We start from the raw sequence: 26,151 nt of genomic DNA, 5'->3' as shown, positions 1-26,151 counted from the left end.
TTTTTTTAAAATTAATCATTATGCATATTACTATATTTCGCCGTCGCTTCACTCCATGGGGTGTAGATGGCACAATGGTTATTAACGGAGTATTTTTCACCGGTACCGTAGAACATCCTAAGAAATTCCTGTCTGCGGGTCGTTACAAGATTGCGCCTGTACCTATCAGGTTTCAGAAGAAAATTGAGGTAGAGGTCAAGGAGACCGACGAGGAGAAAGAGAAGAATAAGAAAAATGGTGAGAAGGAGGAGAAGAAGTTCAAGATTGAGATTGTAGAGGAGGTTAGAACCATGCCTACAATTCTGGAGACGAAAGCCCGAGTTCCTAAGAAGCCGGTGCTTCGCAAGCCCTATATCACGCCGGGCTTTGGTCCGCTTGCCCTGAAGTACGGAAGCATCGTGATGGGCAAGTCGTTGAAGACGGGACTTGTGGCTTACAACGAGGAGAAGTTCCAGGAGTTCTGCGAGATGATCGACGAGGCTTTGGAGAAAAAAGAAAAAGTTACTCTGGTTATCAAGGACTGGGGAAAAGACGAGATTCCTAAAGAGTATATGGTTGTTCTTCCAACTAATACTCCTGCGAATTATATTCGTGTAAATAACAATCACAAATAAAATACATTATACCATTATGCGCAAGATCAAGGAAATCATCATTCATTGTAGTGCGACCCGAGAAGGTCGCGACTACACCGTAGCCGACATCGACCGTTGGCATCGTGAGCGTGGCTTTTTCTGCATCGGTTATCATTTCGTGATTTACCGTGACGGAAGCATCCACGTGGGCAGATCAGTAGAAGAGGTGGGCGCCCACTGCAAGGGTCACAACACCGTGAGTATCGGAGTATGCTACATTGGCGGTCTTTCCAAGGATGGCAAGCCGAAGGATACCCGAACCCCCGAGCAGAAGGCGGCGCTGAAAGCTCTTATTGAGCAGCTGAAGGAGGAATATCCCGAGGCGACGGTTCATGGACACAATGAGTTCGCCAGCAAGGATTGTCCCTGCTTTGATGTGAAGGAGGAATTTGGCGAGTAAACATAAATTCCATCCCATCATCAGTTGAGGGATTAAATGAATAAAAAAATCGCCCAGAAAGGGGAAGCATCGTTTATGCTTGTCCTTTCTGGGGCGATTAAACTACTAAAGTATTATCTTATCTTTAGCCTATATTACAAAATCTTGTGATACAAGGCGACAATATCCTCCTTAGAAACCTCACGAGGGTTACCTGGAGTACATACATCGGTGAATGCCTGCTCGGCAAGGGCAGGGATGTCAGCCTCTGTGATGCCCAATTCGCTGAGATGCTGTGGGATACCTACCAACTTAGACAACTCCTCGATAGCATTGCAGGCTGCCTCTGCTGCCTCCTGGTCGGTCATGCCATCCTTGTAAACACCCACAACCTTGGCAATCTGTACATACTTAGGAACACTTACCTCCATATTGAAACGCATCACGGTAGGAAGCAGGATGGCACAAGCTACTCCGTGAGGAACATCATGAAGGGCACTCATAGGGTGAGCCATACCATGGTCAACGCCCAAACCTACATTAGAGAATGCCATACCGGCAATATACTGAGCTACAGCCATACCGTTGCGACCCTCTGGATTGGTAGGATCATTCACTGCGATAGGCAGGTACTTATGAATCATCTCGATAGCCTTGAGCTCGAACATATCACTCATCTCCCAAGCTGCCTTGGTAATCAAACCTTCGATGGCGTGAGTCATCGCATCCATACCGGTAGCTGCGGTGAGACCCTTTGGCAAAGAATACATCAGCTCTGCATCTACGATTGCAACGGCAGGAATATCGTTAGGATCCACGCATACCATCTTCTGTTGGCGCTTCTCGTCGATAATCACATAGTTGATGGTTGTCTCTGCTGCGGTACCAGCAGTAGTAGGAAGAGCTACGATAGGCAAGCACTTGTTCTTGGTAGGAGCAACACCCTCCAGAGAAACGATGTCGGCAAACTCTGGGTTGGTAACAACCACGCCGATACCCTTTGCGGTATCCATAGAACTGCCACCACCGATAGCGATGATGAAGTCTGCCTCAGCTTTCTTGCAAGCCTCAATACCTGCAGTAACATTGGAAACTGTTGGGTTTGGCTTTACGTCATCAAATACCTCGTAAGCGATGTTAGCCTCGTCCAATACGTCGAGTACCATCTTGGCAACGCCAAATTTCATCAAGCCCTTGTCTGTTACAACCAATGCTTTTTTCCAACCACGACTAGCGATTACTGTAGGAAGTTCCTTGCGGGCACCTGGACCGAAATAGGAAACTTCATTAAGAATGAATCTGTTTACCATAAATGTCTTTGTTTAAGATTGAATTTATTAATTAATAGTATATTTAGTATATCTATATTGCCATACGATTGTTTGTATGCGACAAAGATACAGTTTTTCTGCGATTCCGTCAAGTTTTTCGTGCAAAAAATCATCGGGTAGGGCAAAGATTAAAGACTTATCTCAAAAAATCGGGTGTTTTCTCGCTTTTTCCCTTCTACAATTTTGCTCTTTCAAAATAAAAGCGTAACTTTGCAAAGGAATAATTAGAAACAATAACATCAACTTATGAAGAAAACTTATTTATTACTTTTAACCGGACTCATTTGCTCATCAGCATGGGCAGATGGTACTTTAGGAGGCTACTTCTACAACCAGCAGGCTGCACCTACGGGATGGGAGTGGCAAAGTCCTGATTCCGTAGCTGTCAACAAGCAGCAGCCGCATGCTTGGTTCTTCTCGTTCCGCAATGTAGAAGAGGCGAGAAAAGTTTTACCAGAAAACAGTTCTTACTGGAAATCTCTCGATGGATTATGGAAGTTCCATTGGGCTCCAAATCCAGATGAGCGTCCTAAGGATTTCTACCGTACTGACTATGATGTCTCTCAGTGGGACGACATCAAGGTGCCTATGAACTGGAATCTGGCAGGACTGCAGAAAGATGGAAACAACAAGTATGGAGATCCGCTCTATTCTAACCAGCGTGTCATCTTCCAGCACTCCTGGCAGCCGATGAACGACTGGAAGGGTGGAGTGATGCGTACACCTCCTACCGACTGGATGACCTATCGCAACCGCAATGAGGTGGGTTCTTATCGCAGAACCTTCTCCGTACCTGCAGATTGGAAGGGACAGCAGATCTATCTTAACTTCGATGGTGTAGATTCATTCTTCTACCTATATATAAATGGTAAGTATGTGGGATTCTCCAAGAACTCACGCAACCTGGCAGAATTCGACATTACACCTTATCTTAATAAGGAGGGTGAGGAGAATACTGTAGCTGTAGAGGTTTATCGCCATTCAGACGGTTCTTTCCTGGAGAGTCAGGATATGTTCCGCTTGCCTGGTATCTTCCGCACCGTGGCTTTGGTTGCCAAACCACAGGTTCAGGTAAGAGACATCAAGGCTATTCCTGACCTGGATGAAACCTACAGCCATGCCACCTTACATATCACTGCCCAGTTGCAGAACCTTTCCAAGAAGGCCATCAAGGGTTATACCTTGCAGTATTCACTCTATGCCAACCGTCTCTATTCCGACGACAATGATCTGATGGAAGGCGTTACTGCTTCTACTCCTCTCGTAGGAAAACTGAATTCCAAGGGCGAGATTGTTCTGGAGACGACGCTCGATGCTGCCAACAAGGTGAAGCTCTGGAGTGCAGAAGCTCCTTACCGCTATACATTGGTAGGAGAACTGAAGGATGCCAAGGGCAGAACTGTTCAGACCTTCTCTACCATCGTTGGCTTCAGAAAGGTGGAAATCAAGGAGACTCCTGCCGAGAAGGATGAGTTCGGATTGGCTGGCAGATATTACTATCTCAACGGACAGCCTATCAAGCTGAAGGGTGTCAACCGTCATGAGAACAATACACTGTTAGGTCATACTGCTACCCGCGAGCAGATGGAGAACGAAATCTTCCTGATGAAGCGTGGCAATATCAACCATGTGCGCAACTGCCACTATCCTGATGCGCCTTACTGGTATTATCTCTGCGACAAGTATGGTATTTATCTGGAGGATGAAGCTAACCTCGAGAGCCATGAGTACTACTATGGCAAGCAGAGTCTTTCTCATGTACCTGAGTTCCGCAACGCTCATATCGCCAGAAACATGGAGATGGTACACGCTACCGTGAATCATCCTTCTGTAGTAATCTGGAGTTTGGGTAACGAAGCTGGACCTGGCAAGACTTTCGTAGATTGCTATAATGCCATCAAGGCTTATGATACCAGCCGCCCGGTTCAGTATGAGCGCAACAATGATATCGTGGATATGGGTTCTAACCAGTATCCTTCTATCGCCTGGGTTCAGGGAGCCGTACAGGGCAAGTACAAGCTGAAGTATCCGTTCCACATCTCTGAGTATGCTCACTCTATGGGTAATGCCTGCGGTAACCTGATAGATTACTGGGATGCCATCGAGAGCACCAACTTCTTCATGGGTGGAGCTATCTGGGACTGGGTGGACCAGGCTCTTGACAAGCAGGATCCTGTAACCGGACAGACCTACTGGGCATACGGTGGTGACTTCGGCAAGGACAACAAGCCAAACGACGGTATGTTCTGTATGAATGGTATCGTTCGCCCAGACTTCTCACCTAAGGCTCAGTACTATGAGGTGAAGAAGGTTTATCAGAATGTAGGCGTGAAGGCTGTAGATATGAAGCAGGGACAGATTGAAATCTTCAATAAGAACTACTTCGAGCCTCTCAAGAATTACCAGATTGTATGGTCTCTCTATAAGGATGGTGTCTGCATTTCTAAGAATCAGCCATTGAAGGGTGCCAAGAATATCGTGGGTCCTCGCGAGAAGGGCTTCTATACCTTGCCATACGATTATGCGAGCCTCGATCCGAAGAGCGAGTACTTCGTAACCATTCAGTTCCTTCTGGGTAAGGACATGCCATGGGCTGCCAAGGGTTATCCTCAGATGGAAGAGCAGTTGAGAGTGAAGGGCGCTGATGTGGCTGCTCCTTCTATTGCTACTGTTGCCAAGAACGGTAAGGCGATGAAGCTTTTGGTAGATAAGGCGGCTAAGCGTGCCAACATCAATGGTGGCAACTTCCAGGTGGCTTTCGATCTGAATACCGGTGCTATCTATAGCTTGAAGTATGGCAGTCAGGATATCATCAAGGATGGCAATGGTCCTAAGCTCGATGCATATCGTGCTCCTACAGACAACGATGCTGGTATCGGATACCACAATGCCTGGTTCAAGAATGGTCTGTACGACCTGCAGCATGTAGTGAAGAACTGGAACTATACAGCCAAGAAGGATGGTACTTACCAGCTCGAATTTACTGTAGAGAGTCAGGGTAAGGAGGGATGCGATGTGAATTACAGCAACCGCGACCGTGACCCAGAGTCTTGCTATAACTTCGAGAAGAACAAGCGTGCCTTGACAGATGCTGACCTGAAGTTCACTTCACGCCAGATCTATACTATCTATAAGGATGGTTCTATCGAGATGCAGAGTGCCATTGGTGCTAACCGTTCCAAGGTCATCTTGCCTCGCATCGGCTATTCCATGGTATTGCCAAGCGAGTTGAACCAGTATGATTATTATGGACGCGGACCTGTCAACAACTATAACGACCGCAAGACCAGCCAGTTTATCGGTTGGTACCACAGTCCGGTAGCAGAGCAGGGCATCATGCTTCCTAAGCCACAGGCACAGGGCAACCGCGAGGAGGTTCGCTGGTGTGCCGTTACCAACGACAGCCAGCAGGGTGTAGTATTCATCTCTGACAGTACAATGTCTGCCTCAGCATTGCCTTGGAGTCAGCAGGAGTTGACTTTGGCAGCACATCCATATCAGTTGCCAAAGAGCAGCGGTACTCACTTGCACCTCGATGCAAAGGTTACAGGATTGGGCGGTGCCAGCTGTGGACAGGGTGGTCCTTTGACGCCAGATCAGGTACGCAGTACTCCTACCACATTCGGATTCATCATCCGTCCAGCGGTGAAGTCAGAGCTTGGAAATATCGTGAAGGTTTCAGCTACCGGTCGTGAAAAGGTGAAGGAGATGATGAAGAAGATGCAGCAGAATCAGCAGACATCCAATCTTCAGATAGCCTTTGCTTCCAGCCAGGAGCCTGATGAGGGTGATGCAGCCTACTTGGTAGATGGCGATCCTTCTACATTCTGGCATACGATGTATTCCATTACATTGGCTAAGTATCCTCACTGGGTTGACTTCGATGCTGGCAAGCAGAAGGTCATCAAGGGCTTTACTTATCTGGCACGCCAGGATGGTTCTTTGAATGGTTGCATCAAGGATTATGAAATCTACGTTAGCAACGACAACAAGACTTGGGGTGAGCCAATCTTGAAGGGTCATTTTGCCAAGACAGCCAAGCTGCAGAAGGTGATGTTGAACAAGCCTGTGAAGGCTCGCTACTTCCGTCTGCGTGCATTGAATGAGCAGAATGGTCAGGATTATGCTTCTGGTTCAGAGTTTACACTGATTACAGAATAATAAGTGGAAGATAAGAAAAAGGCTGGTGCATATTGCATCGGCCTTTTTTAGTTAAAACATATATTGCTTTCATTTTTCCCGGGATGTATATAAACAAAAAGTGGATTAACCTTTCGATTAATCCACTTTTGTGATTCCGTTGGGTTCGAACCCAAGACCCACAGCTTAGAAGGCTGTTGCTCTAATCCAACTGAGCTACGGAACCAACACTGCCATTTTTCATTAGCGAGTGCAAAGGTAATACTTTTTTGCGAAACCACCAAATATTTTGGGATATTTTTTTCTTTTATTTCAATATTACGCAACTTTTACGTTATTCCTTATTACCAAAAGCATCTTCATCGATTATTTCAAAGCTGTTGCCCTTACAGGGCGCAGAGCAGATGCAACAAAAAACCCAGGGTGTTACCCTGGGCTATGAGCTTCTGCCCTTTTAGGGCGTTTGAATGTGCAATCCTTTGATGCACTATAATTTTATTATTTCAGTTTTTTGAGATACCCCTCTGCACGGGTATCTCCCAGTTCCTTTGCCTTTTCCAGGTTCTTACGAGCCTCTTCCTTCTGCTTGTTCTCCATCTGGAGCAAACCGAGGAGGAGATAGCCATCGGCATATTCTGGAGCAATCTCTATGCAATGCTTGGCTGCACTGATACCTTCAGCATATCTCTTCACACGCAAGTCAAGACTAGCCCATTCTGCAAAATATGTAGGCTCGTTAGGCGCAAGGTAGCAGGTACGGGCAATATCAATCAGCGCTGGCTGCCACATGCGCAACTTGGTCTCAGCCTTGTATCGTGCATAGAAAAATGCAGGATTAACAGGACGGACAATCGAATCATACATATTATAGTCAGCGATAGCACTGCGATACTCTCCCTGTTCTGCCTGGAAATCACCACGAGCCAGATAGTAAGGACCAGCCAGGGTGCCCGAGTTCTTAGCCTCATTGACTGCACTGTCCAGCAGGACCTTAATCTCTGTAGCAGGAGCCTTGAGCTGTATCTTGGCCTGAGCTGCCTCCAGGAAGATTTCCGGATTCTTGACCGAAGTCTTGGTCAGGGCGATGAACATATCGTATGCCTTCTGGTAATTACCCTTGGTAAAGATGATACGTGCTTCCTGATGCTGATATACAGGATTGGCATTGATGGTGTATGCCTTCTGTGCTTCCTCTATCGCCTTGTCGTAGGTCCAGGCTGTATAGGCAGAATCACCCTTATAGATCAGTTTCTGATAGATGACATCAGAATAATTAGAGTGGGCTTCATCCTTGGCAGAAGATTTCTTGATTCCATCTTCCATACATTTGGCTGCCTTGGCAAACTCGTTCTTATCTACAAGAAGAGTTGCTTTTTCCTTATAGCCGAATGCAGAAGCAGGGAACTTTGCCATAAACTCATCTGCATACTTGTCATAGATGTCGCGGGACACCTGAGACTTGTTGAGCGTCATCATCGTAATCGCCTCCTGTTCGGTATCAGGAAGAGCAGTACGGATGCCTGTTTCGCGAAGGGCTGCATCCAGCGTGGAAAGACCTGTCACCTTCAACTCCCTGGCATAGTTGGCATCAATGGCAGTTACCTGACCGTTGCTATGCATGATACCAATCACCTGACCGTTTTTGTTGACGAATGGGCAACCCACTGCATTGTCCGGTACGGTGTTGGAGAAGATGTAGTAATTGTAAGTTTCCTTAAACTTCTCAACGCTTGCGATATCCTCCTGCTGGAAAGGTGACTTCTTGATAGAATAAGGAACGAGCCAAACCTTGCTGCCCGCAGGTGATTCTGCTGTTGCAATGTTGGCAGCCGTGGTATTACCCAAAACTCTGAACTTAGCCACATCGTAAAGTTCATCGGCACCGAGGATAGCATCCACGTCCATCGACTTTCCGCTGGCATCCACGATGGTAGCCTTCACAGCACCGATAAACGGTTTGAAGGTACCGATAGCCGTTCCCTTGTTATCAATAAACACACCTTGTGTAGAAGAGATGATGTTACCCTCCTTGTTGAAGGTGGTGAGTGTAAATACGCTCTTAGCGGCTTTCTGTACAGAGCCTGGCTGAGCGAAGAGGGATGATGCACCCAGCATCAGTCCCATCATGATCATATTTATTCTTTTCATATTCTCAATAATTCTTTGGCATTGGCAAGAGCTGCCTGCGTGATGTCACTGCCACTGAGCATCTGGGCAATTTCCTCTATGCGCTCCTGGTTGTTGAGTTCTTTCATGTGCGAGATGGTTCCATTCTCGGTTTCCTCCTTCAATACCTTGTAATGATGGCTACCCTTGGCAGCTATCTGTGGCAGGTGAGTGATAGAGAGTACCTGTCGGTTCTGGAGTCCCATTTCTTCCATGATATCTGCCATCTTTTCAGCTATCTTACCGCTGACACCGGTATCAATCTCATCAAAGATGATGGTTGGCAACTTCACGGCTCCACTGATCATAGCCTTCAGCGAGAGCATTACACGAGCAATCTCACCACCCGAAGCCACCTGACTGACGGGCTGTAGCTGGGTACTCTTGTTGGCACTGAAGAGGAAGCTGACCTTGTCGGCACCATTTCCTGACAGTGGCTTTTCTGCGAAGGCAATCTCGAATCTCACATTCGGAATGCCCAGCGGGATGAGTCTGCCCTTCATCTCTTTTTCGATGGCCTTTGCAGATTTCTGACGGATGGAAGTGAGTAGGGCAGCTTGCTTTTCAGCCTTGGCAAGGAGAGCAGCCACTTCTTTTTCCTTCTCTTCGATGTCTTCATCGCCATTATCGATATGCGCAAGCTGTTCTGCGATGCGGTCACGGGTAGCGATAAGTTCTGTTACCGTTTCCACATGGAACTTCTGCTGCAGGGTGTAGAGCTTGTCCAGACGGGTATTGATGGCATCCAATCGGTTAGGATCGAATTCCACGTGATCAACACTACTGCTGATTTCCTGAGCGATGTCCTTCAGTTCGATATAGCTGCTCTGCATTCTGCCAGCCACATCAGCCATGCTTGGATAGACATCACAGATATTTTCCAGTTGATGAGTGGCGTTCTTCAGTTTGTCAAGTATGCTGTCGTCGTCTCCCGAAAGCGAATTGTCTGCCTCGTAGAGAGCGGTCTTGATATCCTCCGAATGGCTCAGAGTCTCTGCTTCCTGCTCCAGCTGTTCTAATTCGCCTTCCTGTAGATTTGCATCCTCCAGTTCCTTATGCTGGAAACGCATAAACTCCTCGTTCTCACGGTTCTTGGCTATCTCGGCTTTCAGCTCTTCCAGAAGTTCCTTGGCTTTGCGATACGCATAATACTCCTTTTGGTAAACCTTGAGCTGGTCGGCATCCTGAGCGATGATATCCACCACATTCAATTGGAAGTCTTCTTTCTGCAGAAGAAGATTCTGGTGCTGCGAATGGATATCTACGAGTTGCTCTCCCAATTCTCTCATACGGGTGAGAGGCACCGGGGTGTCATTGATGAAGGCACGGCTCTTGCCGGCTGCAGTCAACTCTCTTCGGATGATCGTATCATCGGCATCATAGTCGATGTCGTGATCATCGAAGAATTTCTGCATACCATATCTGGAGAGATCGAAGTGAGCCTCTATCACGCATCGGTCTCTTCCTGCCTTGATCGCCTTGCTGTCTGCACGGTTGCCCAGAAGCAGTCCGATGGCACCGAGGATGATACTCTTTCCTGCTCCTGTCTCACCGGTGATGACGGAGAAGCCAGGATAAAGAGAAATATTCAGCTCGTCGATGAGCGTGAAGTTCTTGATATATAATTGCTTGAGCATATTTATTCTACTTTTTGATAAAGATATAAAGGGAAAGCTGATTCTGATTTTCAGAAGCTTCCGTTCTGGAAGATGATTTTATGATGATGACTTCTTCCTGAAAGATTATTCCTTGACCTGATCCCAATATTTATTCTGTGAAGGATTGATGGAGAAGAGGAGTTCATATATGCTCTCCTTTTCCTTTTGGGTTCCTTTGCCGCGATAGATGTTGGCAAGTTCATCCTTCTTGAAGTCGGTCCATATCTGTGGCAACAAACTGAGTGGGCGGTTTTCCTTCGCCTTCTTCAGTCCTGTTTCCAGGGCCGCGGTTATCTCGGTACGACCTCTTTCCGCATTATTTGCCATCTCGTCGAGTCCTTTCCGATAGTAGTCATACTGCAACAGTCTGAAGGGTTCCAACGCTCCATCCAAATAGTCTGAGATGATAGCATATCGGTTGCGGTCATCAGAGAAAGCCTTCCATCCGGGATAATCCAGATTCTGGGCATTGTTTGTCAGAATCATGCAGCGCTGCAGAATGTCTTCACCGCCTTTGGGGGCAAAACTATCCAGATCGATGCCGATGATAAGATATGCATAATAGGCAAAGAGAGCCGTAAGCTGATTGTCTATCTGCTGCTCATTGAACTCCAACTGGTCGTATTCGGCAAAACGAAACGTGAAGTTATCGTCCACATTATTATATAAGGTGGAGGTGTATGCCGAATTGAAGACAGGGCGGTTGGCCTGTATCAGCGCCTTGCAAGTAAAGAGATTCTGGTCTCTGTCATACTTGGTGACGGTGATATTGAAGTTGCAGATGATGCGTTCGTTCTTCTGAAACTGAAGATGAGTCCATTGGCGATTGTTGACGAATTGCTGCAAGGTTTGTTGCAGATTGTCGAATACGCCTTTCTCCGTGCCCGAGATCTGGGCATGGTTGATGGTAATCTTAGCTTGCAGCTCCTGTGCTGAAATCGTAGAAGGACTGCAGCACAGGAGACCACCAGCTAAAGCTACCGGACTAAAACAGGAGAGCCAGCTCGTCAATGATGTCGCGAGCCACCTCAGTCTTCGGTTTCTTTTCATATTCTTTCTTTCCCTTTTCAGAGATGATGGTAATCTGATTATCGTCAGTGCGGAAAGTAGTGCCCGGATTACGGGTAGAGTTGAGCACGATGAAGTCGGCATTTTTCTTCACTCTCTTCTTCTGTGCATTGCTCTCTTCATCGTTGGTTTCCAGGGCAAAAGCTACGATTCGCTGATTCTTTTGTTTCATCTGTCCCAAAGCTGCTGCGATGTCATGGGTAGGCACCAGTGTCAGCTCCAGGTCATCCTTTTCGCGCTTGATTTTCCTATCAGCTACATTGGCAGGACGGAAGTCTGCTACGGCTGCACAGAGAATGGCAGCATCAGATGAAGCAAAGGCTGCTGTGGCTGCCTGATACATCTCCTCACAGCTCTCCACATTGATGCGGTGGATAGCAGGACTACTGTCTAATGAAACAGGACCTGCCACCAAAGTAACATCCGCACCACGGCGAAGACATTCTTCGGCAAGTGCGAATCCCATCTTTCCTGACGAATAATTACCGATGAAACGCACTGGGTCAATCTTCTCATAGGTTGGTCCAGCTGTAATCATCACCTTCTTACCGCAGAGGTCTTTCTCCGTAGTCTTCTGGTTCTCTGATTCTACATCAGCAACCTCATCGGCACTCTCCATCATGTTGAAGTATCTATCCAGGTAATCCACGATGACATCCGGTTCCTCCATACGTCCCTTTCCCTCTAATCCAGAAGCAAGGAATCCCACTTCCGGCTCGATGATATGGTTACCATAGCCGAGAAGGGTCTTCATGTTGGTCTGTGTAGAAGGATGCTTGTACATATCAAGGTCCATGGCAGGAGCAATGAAGACTGGTGCCTTCATGGAGAGATAGGTAGTGATGAGCATATTGTCTGCAATACCATGCGCCATCTTGCCCATGGTAGATGCCGTACATGGTGCAATGACCATCGCATCCGCCCAGAGACCGAGATCCACGTGCGAATTCCAGGTACCATCACGCTGTGAGAAGAACTCGCTTACCACGGGCTTGTGGGTCAGAGCAGAGAGGGTGATAGGGGTAATGAACTCCTTACCGGCAGGCGTAATGACCACCTGCACCTCAGCTCCCTTCTTGATGAGACCACGGATGATAAGGCATGACTTGTAGGCTGCAATGGACCCCGTAATGCCCAAAACGATTTTCTTTCCTTTTAACATATTATCTTCCCAAACTCTTGTTATTTTCCCATTCTCTTGCTGAACTCGCGCAGACGGATACGGGTGAGTACCTGCTTGGTATTGTTGGTGAAATCGCTTCCCAATACCCAGGTGAAGTAACCAGGATCCTTAGTCAGAATCTCTGCCACATCCCATCCTTTGTACTTGCCGAAATTGAATACCTCGTGCTTGCGAGGATTTCCCTTTTCGTCGAGTATCACATTGCCGTCAGCATCCTTCAACTCCTGCCAAACGATGCGGCCGGCAAAATCTACATTGTCGTTGCGCTTGGAGAACTCAGCAAGCTCGTCCATATCATTGTTGAGCACACGGTCGGCTTCCTCCTGAACACCAGGGGCATAACGGTCCAGCTCGCCTTTCAGTACGCAATAGGTAGCCTCGGTATCCTGGTCGGCGCGGTGTGCCTCGAAGTCTTCCTCCATCTTTCTGCCGCAATAGAACTTGTATGCAGCAGCCAGGTTACGACGCTCCATCTTCATAAAGATATTCTGGGCATCAATGAGGCGACACTTAGAGAAATCGAAATCGATGCCGGCACGCAGGAATTCCTCTGCAAGCATAGGAACATCGAAATGATTGGAGTTGTAGCCAGCAAAATCACAACCAGAGAACTCCTGGTTGAAGGTAGCAGCCAACTGCTTGAAGGTTGGTGCATCCTTTACATCATCATTGCTGATACCAGTAAGTGCAACCACCTCTTCAGGGATTGGCTTCTCTGGATTGATAAACTGGTTTTTACGTACCTCTGTTCCATCTGGATACACCTTGATATAGGAGATCTGGATGATTCTGTCTTTCACCATGTCAAGACCGGTAGTCTCTAAGTCGAATACGATCAGAGGCTTAGTAAGATTTAATTTCATTACTTCAAGTATTTATTACTATATATTTCTGATAGAGAGGGGGGGTTGGATTAGCCAAGCTCCTTATTCGTTAAGGAGCATTGGCATGATGAGCATGAGGATATCCTCGTTTTCTGGCTGCTCAGCTGGCACAATGATACCAGCACGGCTAGGATCAGCCAAGTAGAAGATAACCTGCTCACAGTTCAGATTACCCAGGATTTCCATCAGGCTGCTACCCTTGAAACCGATGCTGATGCCGGAACCGCTATATTCGCAAGCCAATACTTCCTTGGCAGAAGTAGAGAAGTCGATGTCTTCTGAAGAAACCTCGAAACGGCCGCTCTCAATGTGGAAACGAATCAGCTGGCTGCTCTCGCTGGCAAATGGCAATACACGGCGCAATGCACTCTGCAAGCCCTTGCGATCTACGGTTATCTCACATGGGTTGTTGGCAGGAATCACTGAGTTGTAGTTAGGGTAGCGACCATCAATGAGGCGGCATTTCAATACGCCATCACTAAACTGAATCTCAGCTCTGCGTGCATCAAACTTGATGGTTGCCTCATCATCCTTGCTCAGAATGTTCTTCAGCAATGATGCAGGCTTCTTAGGCAGGTTGAATGAAGAAGGAGTCTCACTCTTGAGAGTGAAGTTCTTGCTTCTTACCAACTTATGACCATCACTTGCTACGATGGCAAGCGATTCTGGAGTCAGGTCGAAATAGATACCGTTCATCACAGGGCGCAGCTCATCGCTGGCTGTTGCGAAGAGAGAACGGTTGATATTGTCGATCAGCACCTGTGCTGGCAAGACGAGAGTAGTGCAGGCATCACCCATATCCTGTGTTGGAGGATAGTCTTCAGCATTCAAGCCTGTGAAATTATAGAGACCATTCTGATATACAATCTTAATGGCAAAACTATCTGTATCTACATCGAAGTTAAGAGGCTGTTCTGGCAACTCCTTCAATGCATCCAGGATGACGCGGTTGGCAACGCAGAACTCGCCTTCGCCATCGCTGTCAGTGAGAGCGATGGTACTCTTGATGATGTTGTCACTGTCGCTTGCGGTGATGTTCATCTCACCGTTGGCAACTTGGAACAGGAAATTGTCAAGGATAGGCAGAGAATTCTTGCTGCCGATCACCTTAGCAAGCATATTGAGCTTGCTGCTCAATGCTGAACTTGAAACTGTAAATCTCATGAGTCGTTATTTTATATTATTAATTTTCAATTTACTTATCTCATATTCATTGCTGATGCTCCTTACTTGACGGGTAAATTGGGGCATTTGCGCAATTATGAGCACAAAAATACAAAAAATATTGGGGATAGACAAAAATAATCGAAGAAATGTTTTTGTTTTAAAACTATTTTTAGTAATTTCGCAGTCAGAAAGAAAAATAGTAGATAGATTCACTCGTTTTTGAGCCTCTTCATACATCTTTTGATTCCCGATGAAAATGGGGCTCTTCAGGCGAAGGATTGAAACAATTTTTAAAATAATAATATGGAATTACAAGGAAAGGTAATTGCCGTTTTACCAGAAAAAAGCGGCGTTTCTGCAAGAGGTGAGTGGAAGGCTCAGTCTTATGTCATTGAAACTCATGAGCAGTATCCAAAGAAGCTTTGCTTCGATGTTTTCGGTGCAGACCGTATTGCTCAGTTCAACATCCAGAGTGGTGAGGAACTTTTGGTTTCTTTTGATTTGGATGCACACGAATATAATGGTCGTTGGTTCAACAGTGTCCGCGCTTGGAATGTTCAGCGTGTAGATCCTAATGCTGTTGCTGCTATGCAGGGTGGCATGCAGCCAGTTGGATCTCCATTCCCTCCAGTAAGTGCGGCTCCTCAGGCAGCTCCAGCTCCTGCTCAGGGTGCAACTGCTCCATTCCCTCCAGCTCAACCAGCAGCTCCAGCAGCAGGTGGCAGCGCAGACGATCTCCCATTCTAAGAGAGAAAGTATGTAAGAAAATTGCAAAGAGCATTCGAAAGGGTTTGTTTCCACAATCCTTACGAATGCTCTTTTTCTTTAACTTGACTTTTATGCCGGTTTAACCAGCTGAAACAATACCCTTAAGGAAAAATAAATTTATCCTTAAGGAAAAATATTATTTCCCTTAAGGGAAAATATTTCTATCCTTAAAGGAAAAAGTTTAGCCCTTAATGGATGCTAAACTTTAACCTAGAAAAAACTTATACTTTTTTATTCTCTTACGAATCGATTCGTCTTCTTTTTTCAAAGAATGCTCGGGAGGCAGCAAAGAACAATACCACTGCGGCTGCATTTTCGATTGCTACCATCCAGAAGGCACCACTATAACCGAAATGCTCGGCTACAACACCACCCAGAAGACAACCGATTCCGAATCCCAGGTCCCAACCGGTCAGGATACTGCTGTTAGCCGTACCACGCTGGTCGTGGCGGGCAACATTGATAAACATATTCAGGAAAGCTGGGTACAGGTGACCATTTCCCAATCCTATCAATGCAGCTGAAAGATAGTAGGCTACCGGATGCTTGATGGCTACGAATATCGTAAAACCGACGAGCGATATCAGCATTCCTTCGGCTGCATTCTGGGTCAGCTTACCCTGACTCAAAGCCTTTCTGCCTTGCAATCTGCTCAGGAACAATCCCATAGAGAGGATTGCAAAATAGGTACCCGTTCCTCCGGTAATGCCTAATTCTTCCTTGCTGTAAATGGCGAGATAGTTGCTCAATACACCCCAGCAGAAACCAAACATGCAGATGTTGACAGCCAACAACCAGGCGCGGGTCAGGAAGAAGCGGTCGAGCGAGAGCTTCTCCTTGTTTCTGATGATTTCCTTCTCTGGGAGCTTCACCGTTCCTGCTATCACTACAGAAGCAATGGCTACCACAAAGGCTATCCAGAAAAGTACCATATAACTACCCACCAGATTGTGCAGATAGATACCGATGGAAGGGGCTATCGCCATGGCGAAGTTGTTGCTCAATCCATAAAGACCGATACCCTCATTGCGCCTGCTGGCAGGCAAGACATCTATGGCACAGGTACTGTTGGCAACAGTTACCGCTCCGAAGGGTCCACCATGCAGGGTTCGGCAGATGGCAAACATCAAGATGGTACTGGCTGCTATGTATCCTGCAAAGAAGATGGCAAAAGCTGCCAGACAGGTCATCAGCACTTTCTTACGGGAAAATCCATCCACCACATATCCGCTAAACGGGCGGATGATGAGTGCCGCCACCGTATATCCGCTCAGAACAATGCCTATCACATCCTTCGTAGCCCCGAAAATCTCACTCAGATAGAGTGGGAGGAGTGGGGTGAGGAGATAGAAGGCAAAGTAGAGCAGAAAGTTGGTGGTCATCACCTTGATGTAATTCGCATTCCAAAGTTTCTCTTTCATCTCTTCTGTATTTCTTCATTTTAAGATTCTACCCTATACTGAACTTTCGCATGTGGGGAAGTTAAGGGAAGTTAGGGAAGTTTATATTCTATTCTCTAGCCAGGCATCAATGAGTTTGCGGGCAATCGACAATTTCTCCGGCAGAATTGGGAGATGCTCCTTGCTGAACCATTTGCCGCGAGAGAGCTCTTCCTTCTGAAGGTGAATCTCGCCATCTACAAATTCGGCTGTATATCCTACCATCAAGCCACTTGGGAACGGCCATGGCTGGGAACCGAAATACTTAAGGTTCTTGATGGTCAGACCAGTCTCTTCCATCACCTCACGATGAACTGCTTCCTCCAGACTCTCACCTGTTTCCACAAAACCGGCTACCAAGGAATCGAAGTTACCCTTGAAGTTGCGGGCATGAACCAGCAGCACCTGATCGCCCTTCTTGATGAGAACGATGATGGCTGTAGCGAGAGAAGGCCAGACAGACTTGCCACATTCGGTACACTTCTTACTGATATCTGTTGACATCTTCATAGGTGAACCGCATACGCCGCAAAACTGGGTGTTCATATCCCAATAGTTCAGTTCCTGGCATTTTCCCGCTTTCTGATACAACTCAGGGGAGAGCTTGTAAAGCTAGGACGCAGACCGCACATCTCATATTTCGGATTGTCGGTTACGGGCTCTGGAATGGTGAAGGTCTTCACTTCCGTACCGTCATTCATCGGTGTGATGTTGAGAATATGGGTCCAAGGCTTGGTTGCTATCGGACTTTCCTCACTACATGGAATCGTATAGGTTCCGCCTTCTCTCTTCTCTAGCAAGATATCTGTCTTGCAAAATATAAACCAATACTTCATTCTTTACTTTGAACTTTGAATATTGAACTTTGAACTTTATGATATGCTTGGACGGTTTTTCCCGTGGATAGCGTGCTATTGCTTTTTTCCGAAAAGCAATTCATAGTCGCGCTGGGCAGCAGGCTTGGTCCATGCTTCAGGCACGAACTTCCAGTTGTTGTTGGCCTTCGCCTCGACGGTTCCCATCTTTTCTATCGCTTCCATCAGGTAGTAACGCTGGTCGCGCTCACTACGATAGATGATTCTGCTATCCAGACTATCCTTTGGAATACCTGCACCACGGGTGAGGAGCTCTCCGCCGCCATTGCCGCGATAACTGTTTACTGCCACCTTATACCACTTCTTTTCATCGAAAGGCTGACCATTGCTCATGCGCAGAATCTTCACCTTCTCGCCGTCTGGCTTGGTAACATCTACCTCATAATCGATGCCGGCAGCACTGTCAAAATTGAAGGAGAGGTTCTTGAAGCCGAGACGCTGCTGATCGCCCTTGGTCTGGGTATCGAGCAGGAGCAGATGGTCATCAGGACTCTTCATCGTATTCACCCAGAGATCATAGCTCATCTCCAGATGCTTGCGGATCTCCTCTCCGGTAAGGCGCATCACGTAGAGCTGATTCTCGTATTTATAGAGATTGAACATGTCACCAACGTAGATAGGTCCCGCATTGATGGTAGAATTAAACTGGAGGGGCGCATTGAAGGCGATATCAGCATTCGTGATCTGAAGCTGCAGGTTGAGGATGAAATCATTGAAGGCGCAGCTGCCGAAGAAAGACTCGCGGCTGTGGATGGTATTCTTGAAAGTTCCGATCTGCTTGCCGACAAACTTGTTGATTTCTGCAATCTGAGGCTCGAATGCCTTCATGAAATCCTCATCAATAGGACATTTTGTCACATCTGGCAGACTGCCAACTATCTTCTTGTCTGTCACAACATACTGTTTTTTGCCATTCACCTTCTTCTTGTCCAGGGTGATGGTCACCTCGGCATCTGCCACATTCAGTGCATTATTGGCAGGGTCGAGACATACCACAGGCTTACCCTCCACATTCAGGATCGTCTCATTGTAGCGGGTATGGTCATGTCCGAAGAGTACCATGTCGAAGCCTGGCACCTCCTTTGCTACCCGCAGAGAGGCATCCTCCTCATATTCGGGAGTGACAATACCGCCATCCTTACCGCTGTGGAAGACACCGATGACAACGTCTGGTTTCTCCTTCTCCTGGATAATCTTCATCCATTTACGAGCACTGGTCACCATATTCTCAAACTTCATTCCGCTCCAGAGATTCTCTGTCAGCCAGTTGGGAATAGCTGGGGTCAGCATACCGAGAACGGCTATCTTCACACCCTCACGGTTCAGGATGATATAAGGCTTCATATAAGGCTCACCGGTCTTGGTATCAATGATATTGGCACCCAGCACCGGACAATCTAACTCCCTGATCCACTTGTCATAAACCGCATGACCGGTCTCTACATCGTGATTACCGAAAGCCTGGGCATCATACTTCATATAATTGACGACATCAGCTGCCACATTACGAGCCTGGGTGTTGATATAGTTATAGAAGTAGCAGGTAGGCTGTCCCTGAAGGATATCGCCATTCTCCAAGAGGATGACATTGTCCTTATAGGTCTTGCGCAGATCGTTTACATAAGAGGATACGCGTGCCAGGGTTCCTGCCTTCGGTTTGCGATTGATGAAATCGTATGGGAAGAAAGAACCATGGACATCACTCGTCTGAATCACTCTGAGTTTAACGGTGCGTTGCTGTGCCATTGCCTGCGAATTAAAAGTGAGCGCCAAGAGGAGCGCTGCGAATAACTGTTTCATTTTTTTCTCGAATTTATTTGTTTCAACTGCAAAATTACAAAAAAGTTAGCAATTACGGCATACTTTTTGTTGGATTCTTTATAAAAATCATAAAAATAGGAGGTATTATACTATGGCATTTGTAGATTATTACAAGATTCTCGGTGTAGATAAGAACATCCCGCAGAAGGATGTGCGCGCTGCATATCGCAAGCGTGCTAAACAGTTTCATCCGGATTTGCATCCTAACGACCCAAAGGCAAAGGCTAAGTTCCAGGCGCTGAACGAGGCGTATGAGGTGATTTCCGATCCGGACAAGCGTGCTAAGTACGACCAGTACGGCGAACAGTGGAAGAATGTAGGAGGCTTCGGTGGTGGAGGCTATGATGGAGCTGCCGGCGGAGGTGCCGCTGGTGGAAATCCATTCGAAGGCTTCGACTTCAGCAGCTTCGGTGGTGGAGGAGGTGGTTTCTCCAGCTTCTTCGAAAATCTCTTCGGCGGAGGTCGTGCCCGCGGTTCACAAGGTGCCGGTTTCGGTGGCTTTGGCGGATTCGGCGGAGCAGGTGCTGGTTTCGGTGCCGGTGCAGAATATGGTACAGGCGGATGTAACGGCGGCTGCGGTGGTCATAGCGCCAGAACGAATACGGGCGAGATGAACATGAATGTGAATATCGACATGTACACCGCACTGCTCGGTGGTGAGGGTATCATCACATTGAGCAATGGTTCAAAGATTAAACTGAAGATCAAACCGGAAACCCAGAATGGTACCAAGGTACGTGTTCGCGGCAAGGGTTATGACAGAGGTGATGGAACCTTCGGTGATCTGATGATTACCTATAACGTGAAGTTGCCTACTGGTCTGAATGAAAAACAGAAGGAATTGCTCCGACAGATGAAGGAAGCAAAGTAAAAGGAAAAAAGAAAGCTCCGATGGAATCAACAAACCATCGGAGCTTTCTTTTTATATTGTTTTTGAATCTTATGATTCTTTTATGTTGTTTTAGAACTTACGAATCTTTTAATCAGGACTCATCTATTGCTGTGGCTCAGAAACCTTGTTCATATTGAAGGCAGAAACCTTGCCGTCAGGTGAAACAACTGCAGAAATCTTAAAGAGTTGTTCCTTCTTGGTGCCATCTGTCAAATCTACGTCCTGACGGGCAGAGAACTGTACCTGATACTCATATTCCTCATCGCCAACCTCACGCTTCTTGATCTGGTAGTCGTTGTTGATGTGCCAGTTCATATTGGCTACATTATCTTTATAGAGCTTGTCCATAAAGGTAACGACATCAGCCTTGGTAGCCGAGTTCTTACCAAGCAGGGAAGAGAGAATATCCTCGCAGGTAGCAGTCAATCCATCCGCATTACGGGAATTGATGCTCTGGAAGAACTGACGGAACAATCCGCTCACCATCTGCTTTTCTTCTGGCTGGAGGTCACGGCTCTTCACCTTCTTCAGGGCATTTTCTGCCTCTTCGATATGAGCACCATCTGTATGAGCATTCAGGTATGCCTGGTAGGCATCAGCTGTATCTGTAGCTTTAGCCACATTCCAGTCGAGGGAATCTATTTTAAGCAACGCTTCCTGTTTATGCAAACTGTTAGGATACTTCTGGAGATATGCTTCCAAAGCTTCTTTCGATCCGCTCACTACCGCATTGGTCCAATCCTGGTCGTTCTGCTTCAACAGGTCAAGATGAGCCATGATGGAATCGCGATGTGCTTCATCTGCATCCTTGTAGGTATCGAGATAACTCTGCAGCACCATCGGGTCGCTGCTTTGCATCGCATACTCATAAGCTTCCATCTCCTTGTTGCGATTGGCATTGTCGTAGAAGTAATACATAATGCCACACGCCAAGACAGCAAAGATGAATGAGATGATGAAGATAGAGCGGGTACTCTTTTTCTTCTGTGGCTCCTGAGGAGTTTTGCCTTCTCCGCCATCATTTCCGCTCGCTGCAACTACAGGACGAGGTACAGGAGGTACTGGTGGAACAGGAGGGGTAGGAGGTGCAGGAGGAGTTGTTGGAGCCGCAGGAGCCTGCGGTGTTGCTACCGATGCTGCGGACGACACCGGTGATGCAGGTGCCTCAAGAGGACGTGTTACCCCCACAGCTATCTCATGGCAGTTTGGACATATCTCCTGACTGCTGAAATAAACCTCACCGCAATGAGGACATTTAGTGATTTTTCCAGCTATCTCAACGCCACAACTAGGACAGGTTGGAGCCTTGTCACTGATCTGGCGGCCACATTCTGGACATTTAATAATTGCCATAGTTTTATTTAAAGTTTATGTTTTACTAAAATATATTCTTGTTTCTATGCTTTCAGACCCTATTCACTCTTTACCTTAAAACTAATCATAAAGTTCAAAGTTCCAAGTTCAAAGTTCCAAGTAACAATGTCTTATCTGTGTCTGAATCTAATCTCTCTCAATCGATGCCTGCCCATGAATCTGCTCTTATCCACGTAGCCATTGATACCGTTCAGTTTTCCTTTACCGGTATATTGCCACATCTCAAAGTCTCTTCCATCCTTGAGCACAGGCTCACGCTTGGTATATTGTGCTATCATCAGCTTGTAGCTGTCGAGCTTTCCCAAGAGATAATGGTCATAGAAGTTGGCACCCGTATAGATGAGCGGCTTCTGTCTGTATGCCTTTTCCACGAGATGCAGGAACTTGAAGAGTGAGTCACAAAATTCTTCTGTTTCCAAACCACTCTTGGTCTCTACGTCGATCATCGGCAAGAGATCCTGGTCGCCCGGACGGCATTGAGCCATGAAATTCTCCAACTGGGTCTTCTGCGGAATACGGGCACGGTAAAAGTGGTATGAACCCACCTTGAGTCCATATCTATGCGCCAGATCTATATTCTGCTTATATTTGCTATCTACATTGGTTCCACCTTCGGTAGCCTTCAGATAGACATATGCCATCTTGGAGTTATCGCCCACCGTTTCCCAGAACACATTGCCCTGATAGTGGCTGAGGTCTATGCCATGCACATGACTGCAGGTATCCTCGCATTGCACCTGCGCACTTGCGCATAATGCTATAATTGATGATATTATTGTTATACAAAATCGTTTCATAGATGCAAAGGTACGAAAATCGCTTGAAATTCGTCACAGAGTATGCTTATTTTTTATATATTTTATATTATTCTTCGATTTCTGAGAGCGAGCGGTAGAAGTTATTGCAGAAATTGCTGATAGTTTCTATGGGCGCATATTCCAGATATCGCATACTGCGGCGCAGGTTCTTGCGCATCGTGCCACCGGTGGTGCGAACGAATCCAGCCTGAGTCTGCTCGAATAAAATTTCCTGCTGATCGAGACTGTTATAATAAAGCGAACGGAGAGTCAGCTTGTAGGCACCACGTTCTACACGGCGCACGAAAGGTATCTCATCCTGTTCAAATTCGAAGAAAAGGATAAGTACACTGCCCTGCAACTGCGCCATACGCTGGATGCGGAGCTTGCGCAGCCATTTTTCCAGTTTTACGAAATCTACCTTGTCGCCCTTGGTGCGCAGGTAGTTTCCCATCTCGATGATGCCGCCAAGATTAACGCCATTGGCTAATATTCCATTGATATTGGATACGATGATGCGAAGCAAGTGGATGGTCTCAATAGAGGTGTCGATGGCATGACGCTCGTTTTCCTGTATGCTGGCTAAACGTCGGTTCAGGAAACCATTGTTCATGCGTACTTCACCCGCAGGCACATCGCTGAGGTTCTTCATCATCTGGGCTATCTTCTTCTGCTTGAAGGTAGTCATCGGTTCCATCTCCTCCTTCGTATGAAAGTGATCGGAACGCAGCTTGACAAAAAGGTTTCTCTGTAAAAAATCCATCGTGCATTCATTTAAAAGTTAAACAATTGGCAATAAGCTACTTCCATTCTAGCTGTATCGCTTCGGGTAACGAAATAGTATCGAAAACAGCGCAGCTATACCGATAGCCAGAGGATAATAGAGGTATGGAAGGATATCCATCGGACTCAGATTGGCAAGACCTGCTGCCAGAAGCATCTGTACTCCGTATGGTATCAAGCCCTGAACCGTACAGGAGAAAGTATCGAGGATACTGGCTGCCTTGCGGTTGTCAACTCCAAACTTATCACCGATTTTCTTGGCTATATTGCCTACCGTGAGGATGGCAACCGTATTGTTGGCTGTACATACATTGACCATGGAAACCAGTGCTGCAATGGAAAGTTCGGCTCCTCGCTTGTTACTGATGTGTGCCGTCATCTTGTCGATGATATAATTGATACCGCCATTCTCACGGATAATTTCGAGCATACCGCCCGCCATCATTGCGATGATGACCAGTTCGCCCATACCGATGATTCCGTTACCCATGGCTGAGAACCAGCCGAAGAGATCGTAACCTCCGGTAGCACCCAGAAGCTGACAGCTTACACCAATCACACCACAGAGCAATGTTCCCATCGTAAGAACCGCCATCACATTCATACCTGCCACAGCTGTGACAAGTACTACCAGATAAGGGAGCACCTTGACATATTCAACCTCCGGAATATCAGTAGGTGCCTGCAGACCGATACCCATCACGCATAGATAGCCAGTACAATGACGGCGGCAGGTACTACGATGAGAGAGTTGACACGGAACTTATCGCTCATCTTGCAGTTCTGAGTCTGGGTAGCTACTACCGTGGTATCAGAGATAAAGGAGAGATTATCTCCAAAATAAGCTCCACCCACGATGATAGCTGTCATCATACCTATATTAACGTCCATGGAGTGGGCGAGACCCGCAGCTATCGGAACAAGTGCCACAACGGTACCTACACTTGTTCCGATGGATACGGAGATAAAGCAGGCAGCCAGAAACAGTCCCGGCAGAATCATACTGGCCGGAAGAATGCTGAGTGCAAGATTGACAGTTGCATCGACAGCTCCCATCGCCTTAGCCGAAGCTGCGAAGGAACCTGCCAATACATATATCCACAACATGAGCATCAGATTGTTGGCGCCGGCACCCTTGCTATAGGTATCTACACGACTCTTGATGGGCATACCACCAGAAATCGCAATGGCATAGATACTGGAGATCATAAATGCCACTGTAAGCGACAAATTGGTATCCTTATGACTGGCATCTACCGAATAGATGGTGAATGTCACGATGAGGACAATCAACAAAAACAATGGCGACAACGCCAACAATCCTTTCTTATTACTCATGTTTCTTTTTAAGTTATTACAATGTTACTCCATTCTTGAAAATGGAAATCTCTCGATAGCCATTGTACTCGTTGCGAGCTTAGATCTGCGTTCTGCGGTAGAAATCGATATTCTCCTTCATCAGCAGCTCAATAGGCATGTAATTCACCGGATTCACCTTCTTCTTGAGAACGATGGCACGGAAGAGGGTATCCACGCAATAGTAGCCCTGCATATAGGCATGCTGTGCGATGAGGAACGAGATGCTGCCTTCGCGCAGACATTTCGCATTCTTGCCCACCATATCATAACCCATGATCTGTACATCACGGCGATTGGACTTCAGCAGATAATCTCCCACGAGATGTGCCTTCGATGTCATTGTTATACAATGATGGGTAGCAGGATGCTCATCAAAGTACTGAGCCATCATCTTCTGGTACTCGTTGCGGGTTCCATTGAGCGGAAGATCAAGCACATTGATGACAATCTGTGGGAAATGATCGTGCATATAATGACGGAATCCCACCTCACGGTTATCCTGCTGCTTGCTGACCACATGGCCATCCTTGGTCTGTCTCATCAGCATCACCTCTTTCTCATTGCCCGCAAGCATCATCAGCATCTTGGCTGCAAAATAGCCAGAGCAGAACGAATCCTGTCCATAGAAGGAGAGAGGGCGCAAGTCTGGCATATAAGAATCGAGCAGGATAAATGGAATACCCTTCTGATGCAACTGGTCTGTAAAACCACGTGTCACTTCCAGAGATGATGGTACTATGATAACTCCCTCCGGTTTGGCATCAACAATCTCTTGTGAAACAGCCTTGAAAGAATCCTCAATAGAACGCTCGTAGAATCGAATCTCAACATCAATATGGAAATCCCGGCGCTGGTCTTCGCACTTCCTTGCACCTTCTTCTATCTCTTCCCAATAGGCTTCCGACTCATGCTTCGGTATCAGAAGATAAAAAGTATAAGCCTTGTTGTATGCCAATGCACTGGCATACATATTAGGTTGATAATTCATTTCCTTGAGCGCTTGTTCCACCTTCTCACGAGCCGGCTTCGACACGTTCGGGCGGTCGTGGAGCACACGGTCCACTGTTCCTACAGATACGCCTGCTCTTTCGGCGATATCCTTGATTCTGATTCTTTCGGCCATTGTTTTTAAGTTTATGGTTTGAGCACATCGCACGTACATTATTATATAATAACTGTGCGCACAAACTGTGCTTTTTACTATGTTTTGTTGAACTGCTGGTTTGTGTGCGGTCACACCGTCAGCATTCGGGCGCAAATATACAACATTTTTTTGAATTGTGCGAATGCACAGCTCTTTTTTTGCACAAAAAACGAAAAAAAAGGAGAAAAAAAGGGAAAAAGTGAGAAAAATACGAAAAAATAGGGCGATAAATGAAAAAAACTGCGATTAAATTTTGGTATTCGAGAAATTATAGCTATTTTTGCCAAC

Annotated in this window: 18 protein-coding genes, 1 tRNA gene and 2 pseudogenes; 5 read left to right on the top strand and 16 right to left on the bottom strand. The window is 46.7% G+C overall.

Features of this window, described 5'->3' with window-relative positions:
- The first annotated feature begins 20 nt into the window (after positions 1 to 20).
- Both DW830_RS04800 and DW830_RS04795 read left to right on the top strand, forming a co-directional pair.
- Entirely contained in the window at positions 21 to 614 is a 594-nt protein-coding gene (locus DW830_RS04800) for a hypothetical protein (RefSeq protein WP_119249090.1), read from the top strand.
- Positions 615 to 630: 16 nt separating this feature from the next.
- Positions 631 to 1,035: an N-acetylmuramoyl-L-alanine amidase gene (locus tag DW830_RS04795; protein WP_119249089.1), complete on the top strand. Its 405-nt coding sequence runs from the start codon at positions 631 to 633 to the stop codon at positions 1,033 to 1,035.
- Positions 1,036 to 1,169: 134 nt separating this feature from the next.
- On the opposite strand, the gene fucO is transcribed toward DW830_RS04795, so the two are convergent.
- The gene (gene fucO / locus DW830_RS04790) at positions 1,170 to 2,324 is read right to left on the bottom strand and encodes a lactaldehyde reductase (RefSeq protein WP_119249088.1); all 1,155 of its coding nucleotides are present in this window, start codon (positions 2,322 to 2,324) and stop codon (positions 1,170 to 1,172) included.
- 267 nt (positions 2,325 to 2,591) lie between these two features.
- Here fucO and DW830_RS04785 point away from each other — a divergent pair, with 267 nt between their 5' ends.
- The gene (locus tag DW830_RS04785; RefSeq protein ID WP_119249087.1) at positions 2,592 to 6,506 is read left to right on the top strand and encodes a glycoside hydrolase family 2 TIM barrel-domain containing protein; all 3,915 of its coding nucleotides are present in this window, start codon (positions 2,592 to 2,594) and stop codon (positions 6,504 to 6,506) included.
- 131 nt (positions 6,507 to 6,637) lie between these two features.
- On the opposite strand, the gene DW830_RS04780 is transcribed toward DW830_RS04785, so the two are convergent.
- The 7 genes from DW830_RS04780 to dnaN form a co-directional block, all read right to left on the bottom strand.
- A tRNA-Arg gene (locus tag DW830_RS04780) sits at positions 6,638 to 6,711 on the bottom strand.
- Between the two features lie 272 nt (positions 6,712 to 6,983).
- Positions 6,984 to 8,633, bottom strand: coding sequence for a tetratricopeptide repeat protein (locus tag DW830_RS04775; protein ID WP_119249086.1), 1,650 nt, complete (start codon positions 8,631 to 8,633; stop codon positions 6,984 to 6,986).
- On the bottom strand, positions 8,630 to 10,288 hold the full coding sequence (gene recN / locus DW830_RS04770; protein ID WP_119249085.1) for a DNA repair protein RecN: 1,659 nt from the start codon (positions 10,286 to 10,288) through the stop codon (positions 8,630 to 8,632). The genes DW830_RS04775 and recN overlap by 4 nt, the downstream gene beginning before the upstream one ends.
- Positions 10,289 to 10,393: 105 nt before the next feature.
- Positions 10,394 to 11,359, bottom strand: a complete 966-nt coding sequence (locus tag DW830_RS04765) for a DUF4835 family protein (protein WP_119249084.1) — start codon at positions 11,357 to 11,359, stop codon at positions 10,394 to 10,396.
- Entirely contained in the window at positions 11,295 to 12,539 is a 1,245-nt protein-coding gene (gene coaBC / locus DW830_RS04760) for a bifunctional phosphopantothenoylcysteine decarboxylase/phosphopantothenate--cysteine ligase CoaBC (RefSeq protein WP_119249083.1), read from the bottom strand. The genes DW830_RS04765 and coaBC overlap by 65 nt, the downstream gene beginning before the upstream one ends.
- Positions 12,540 to 12,559: 20 nt before the next feature.
- A complete protein-coding gene (locus tag DW830_RS04755; RefSeq protein ID WP_119249082.1) occupies positions 12,560 to 13,423 on the bottom strand; it encodes a 3'-5' exonuclease in 864 nt (287 codons plus the stop codon).
- A gap of 63 nt (positions 13,424 to 13,486) precedes the next feature.
- Positions 13,487 to 14,608 carry a DNA polymerase III subunit beta gene (gene dnaN, locus DW830_RS04750; protein WP_119249081.1) on the bottom strand — a complete coding sequence of 374 codons (1,122 nt, stop codon included), beginning with the start codon at positions 14,606 to 14,608 and terminating at the stop codon, positions 13,487 to 13,489.
- A 306-nt stretch (positions 14,609 to 14,914) separates the two neighbouring features.
- Between dnaN and DW830_RS04740 the strand changes: the two genes are divergently transcribed.
- Positions 14,915 to 15,358 carry a DUF3127 domain-containing protein gene (locus tag DW830_RS04740; protein WP_119249079.1) on the top strand — a complete coding sequence of 148 codons (444 nt, stop codon included), beginning with the start codon at positions 14,915 to 14,917 and terminating at the stop codon, positions 15,356 to 15,358.
- 260 nt (positions 15,359 to 15,618) lie between these two features.
- Here DW830_RS04740 and DW830_RS04735 read toward each other — a convergent pair whose 3' ends face one another.
- The 3 genes and pseudogenes from DW830_RS04735 to DW830_RS04725 form a co-directional block, all read right to left on the bottom strand.
- Positions 15,619 to 16,800, bottom strand: a complete 1,182-nt coding sequence (locus DW830_RS04735; protein WP_119249078.1) for an MFS transporter — start codon at positions 16,798 to 16,800, stop codon at positions 15,619 to 15,621.
- A gap of 81 nt (positions 16,801 to 16,881) precedes the next feature.
- Positions 16,882 to 17,654: pseudogene (nudC, locus tag DW830_RS04730) on the bottom strand (NAD(+) diphosphatase).
- A gap of 75 nt (positions 17,655 to 17,729) precedes the next feature.
- Entirely contained in the window at positions 17,730 to 19,493 is a 1,764-nt protein-coding gene (locus tag DW830_RS04725; RefSeq protein WP_119249077.1) for a bifunctional metallophosphatase/5'-nucleotidase, read from the bottom strand.
- Positions 19,494 to 19,605: 112 nt separating this feature from the next.
- Between DW830_RS04725 and DW830_RS04720 the strand changes: the two genes are divergently transcribed.
- Positions 19,606 to 20,385 (top strand): DnaJ domain-containing protein, encoded by a 780-nt coding sequence (locus DW830_RS04720; protein ID WP_119249076.1) that lies wholly within the window; start codon positions 19,606 to 19,608, stop codon positions 20,383 to 20,385.
- A 123-nt stretch (positions 20,386 to 20,508) separates the two neighbouring features.
- Here DW830_RS04720 and DW830_RS04715 read toward each other — a convergent pair whose 3' ends face one another.
- The 5 genes and pseudogenes from DW830_RS04715 to DW830_RS04695 all read right to left on the bottom strand — a co-directional run bounded on the left by DW830_RS04715 (position 20,509) and on the right by DW830_RS04695 (position 25,842).
- The gene (locus DW830_RS04715; RefSeq protein ID WP_119249075.1) at positions 20,509 to 21,759 is read right to left on the bottom strand and encodes a double zinc ribbon domain-containing protein; all 1,251 of its coding nucleotides are present in this window, start codon (positions 21,757 to 21,759) and stop codon (positions 20,509 to 20,511) included.
- A 131-nt stretch (positions 21,760 to 21,890) separates the two neighbouring features.
- Positions 21,891 to 22,577 (bottom strand): glycoside hydrolase family 25 protein, encoded by a 687-nt coding sequence (locus tag DW830_RS04710; RefSeq protein WP_118311421.1) that lies wholly within the window; start codon positions 22,575 to 22,577, stop codon positions 21,891 to 21,893.
- Positions 22,578 to 22,644: 67 nt separating this feature from the next.
- Positions 22,645 to 23,340 (bottom strand): hypothetical protein, encoded by a 696-nt coding sequence (locus tag DW830_RS04705; protein ID WP_119249074.1) that lies wholly within the window; start codon positions 23,338 to 23,340, stop codon positions 22,645 to 22,647.
- Positions 23,341 to 23,388: 48 nt separating this feature from the next.
- Positions 23,389 to 24,698: pseudogene (locus tag DW830_RS04700) on the bottom strand (Na+/H+ antiporter NhaC family protein).
- Between the two features lie 79 nt (positions 24,699 to 24,777).
- Complete coding sequence (locus DW830_RS04695; RefSeq protein ID WP_119249073.1) at positions 24,778 to 25,842, bottom strand: LacI family DNA-binding transcriptional regulator; 1,065 nt, start codon at positions 25,840 to 25,842, stop codon at positions 24,778 to 24,780.
- Positions 25,843 to 26,151: the final 309 nt, after the last annotated feature.

Source organism: Prevotella sp. AM34-19LB, from assembly GCF_003468525.1.
GTDB lineage: Bacteria > Bacteroidota > Bacteroidia > Bacteroidales > Bacteroidaceae > Prevotella.
Note: the sequence above shows the minus strand (reverse complement) of the source record. Positions and strands in the feature narration are given on the sequence as shown.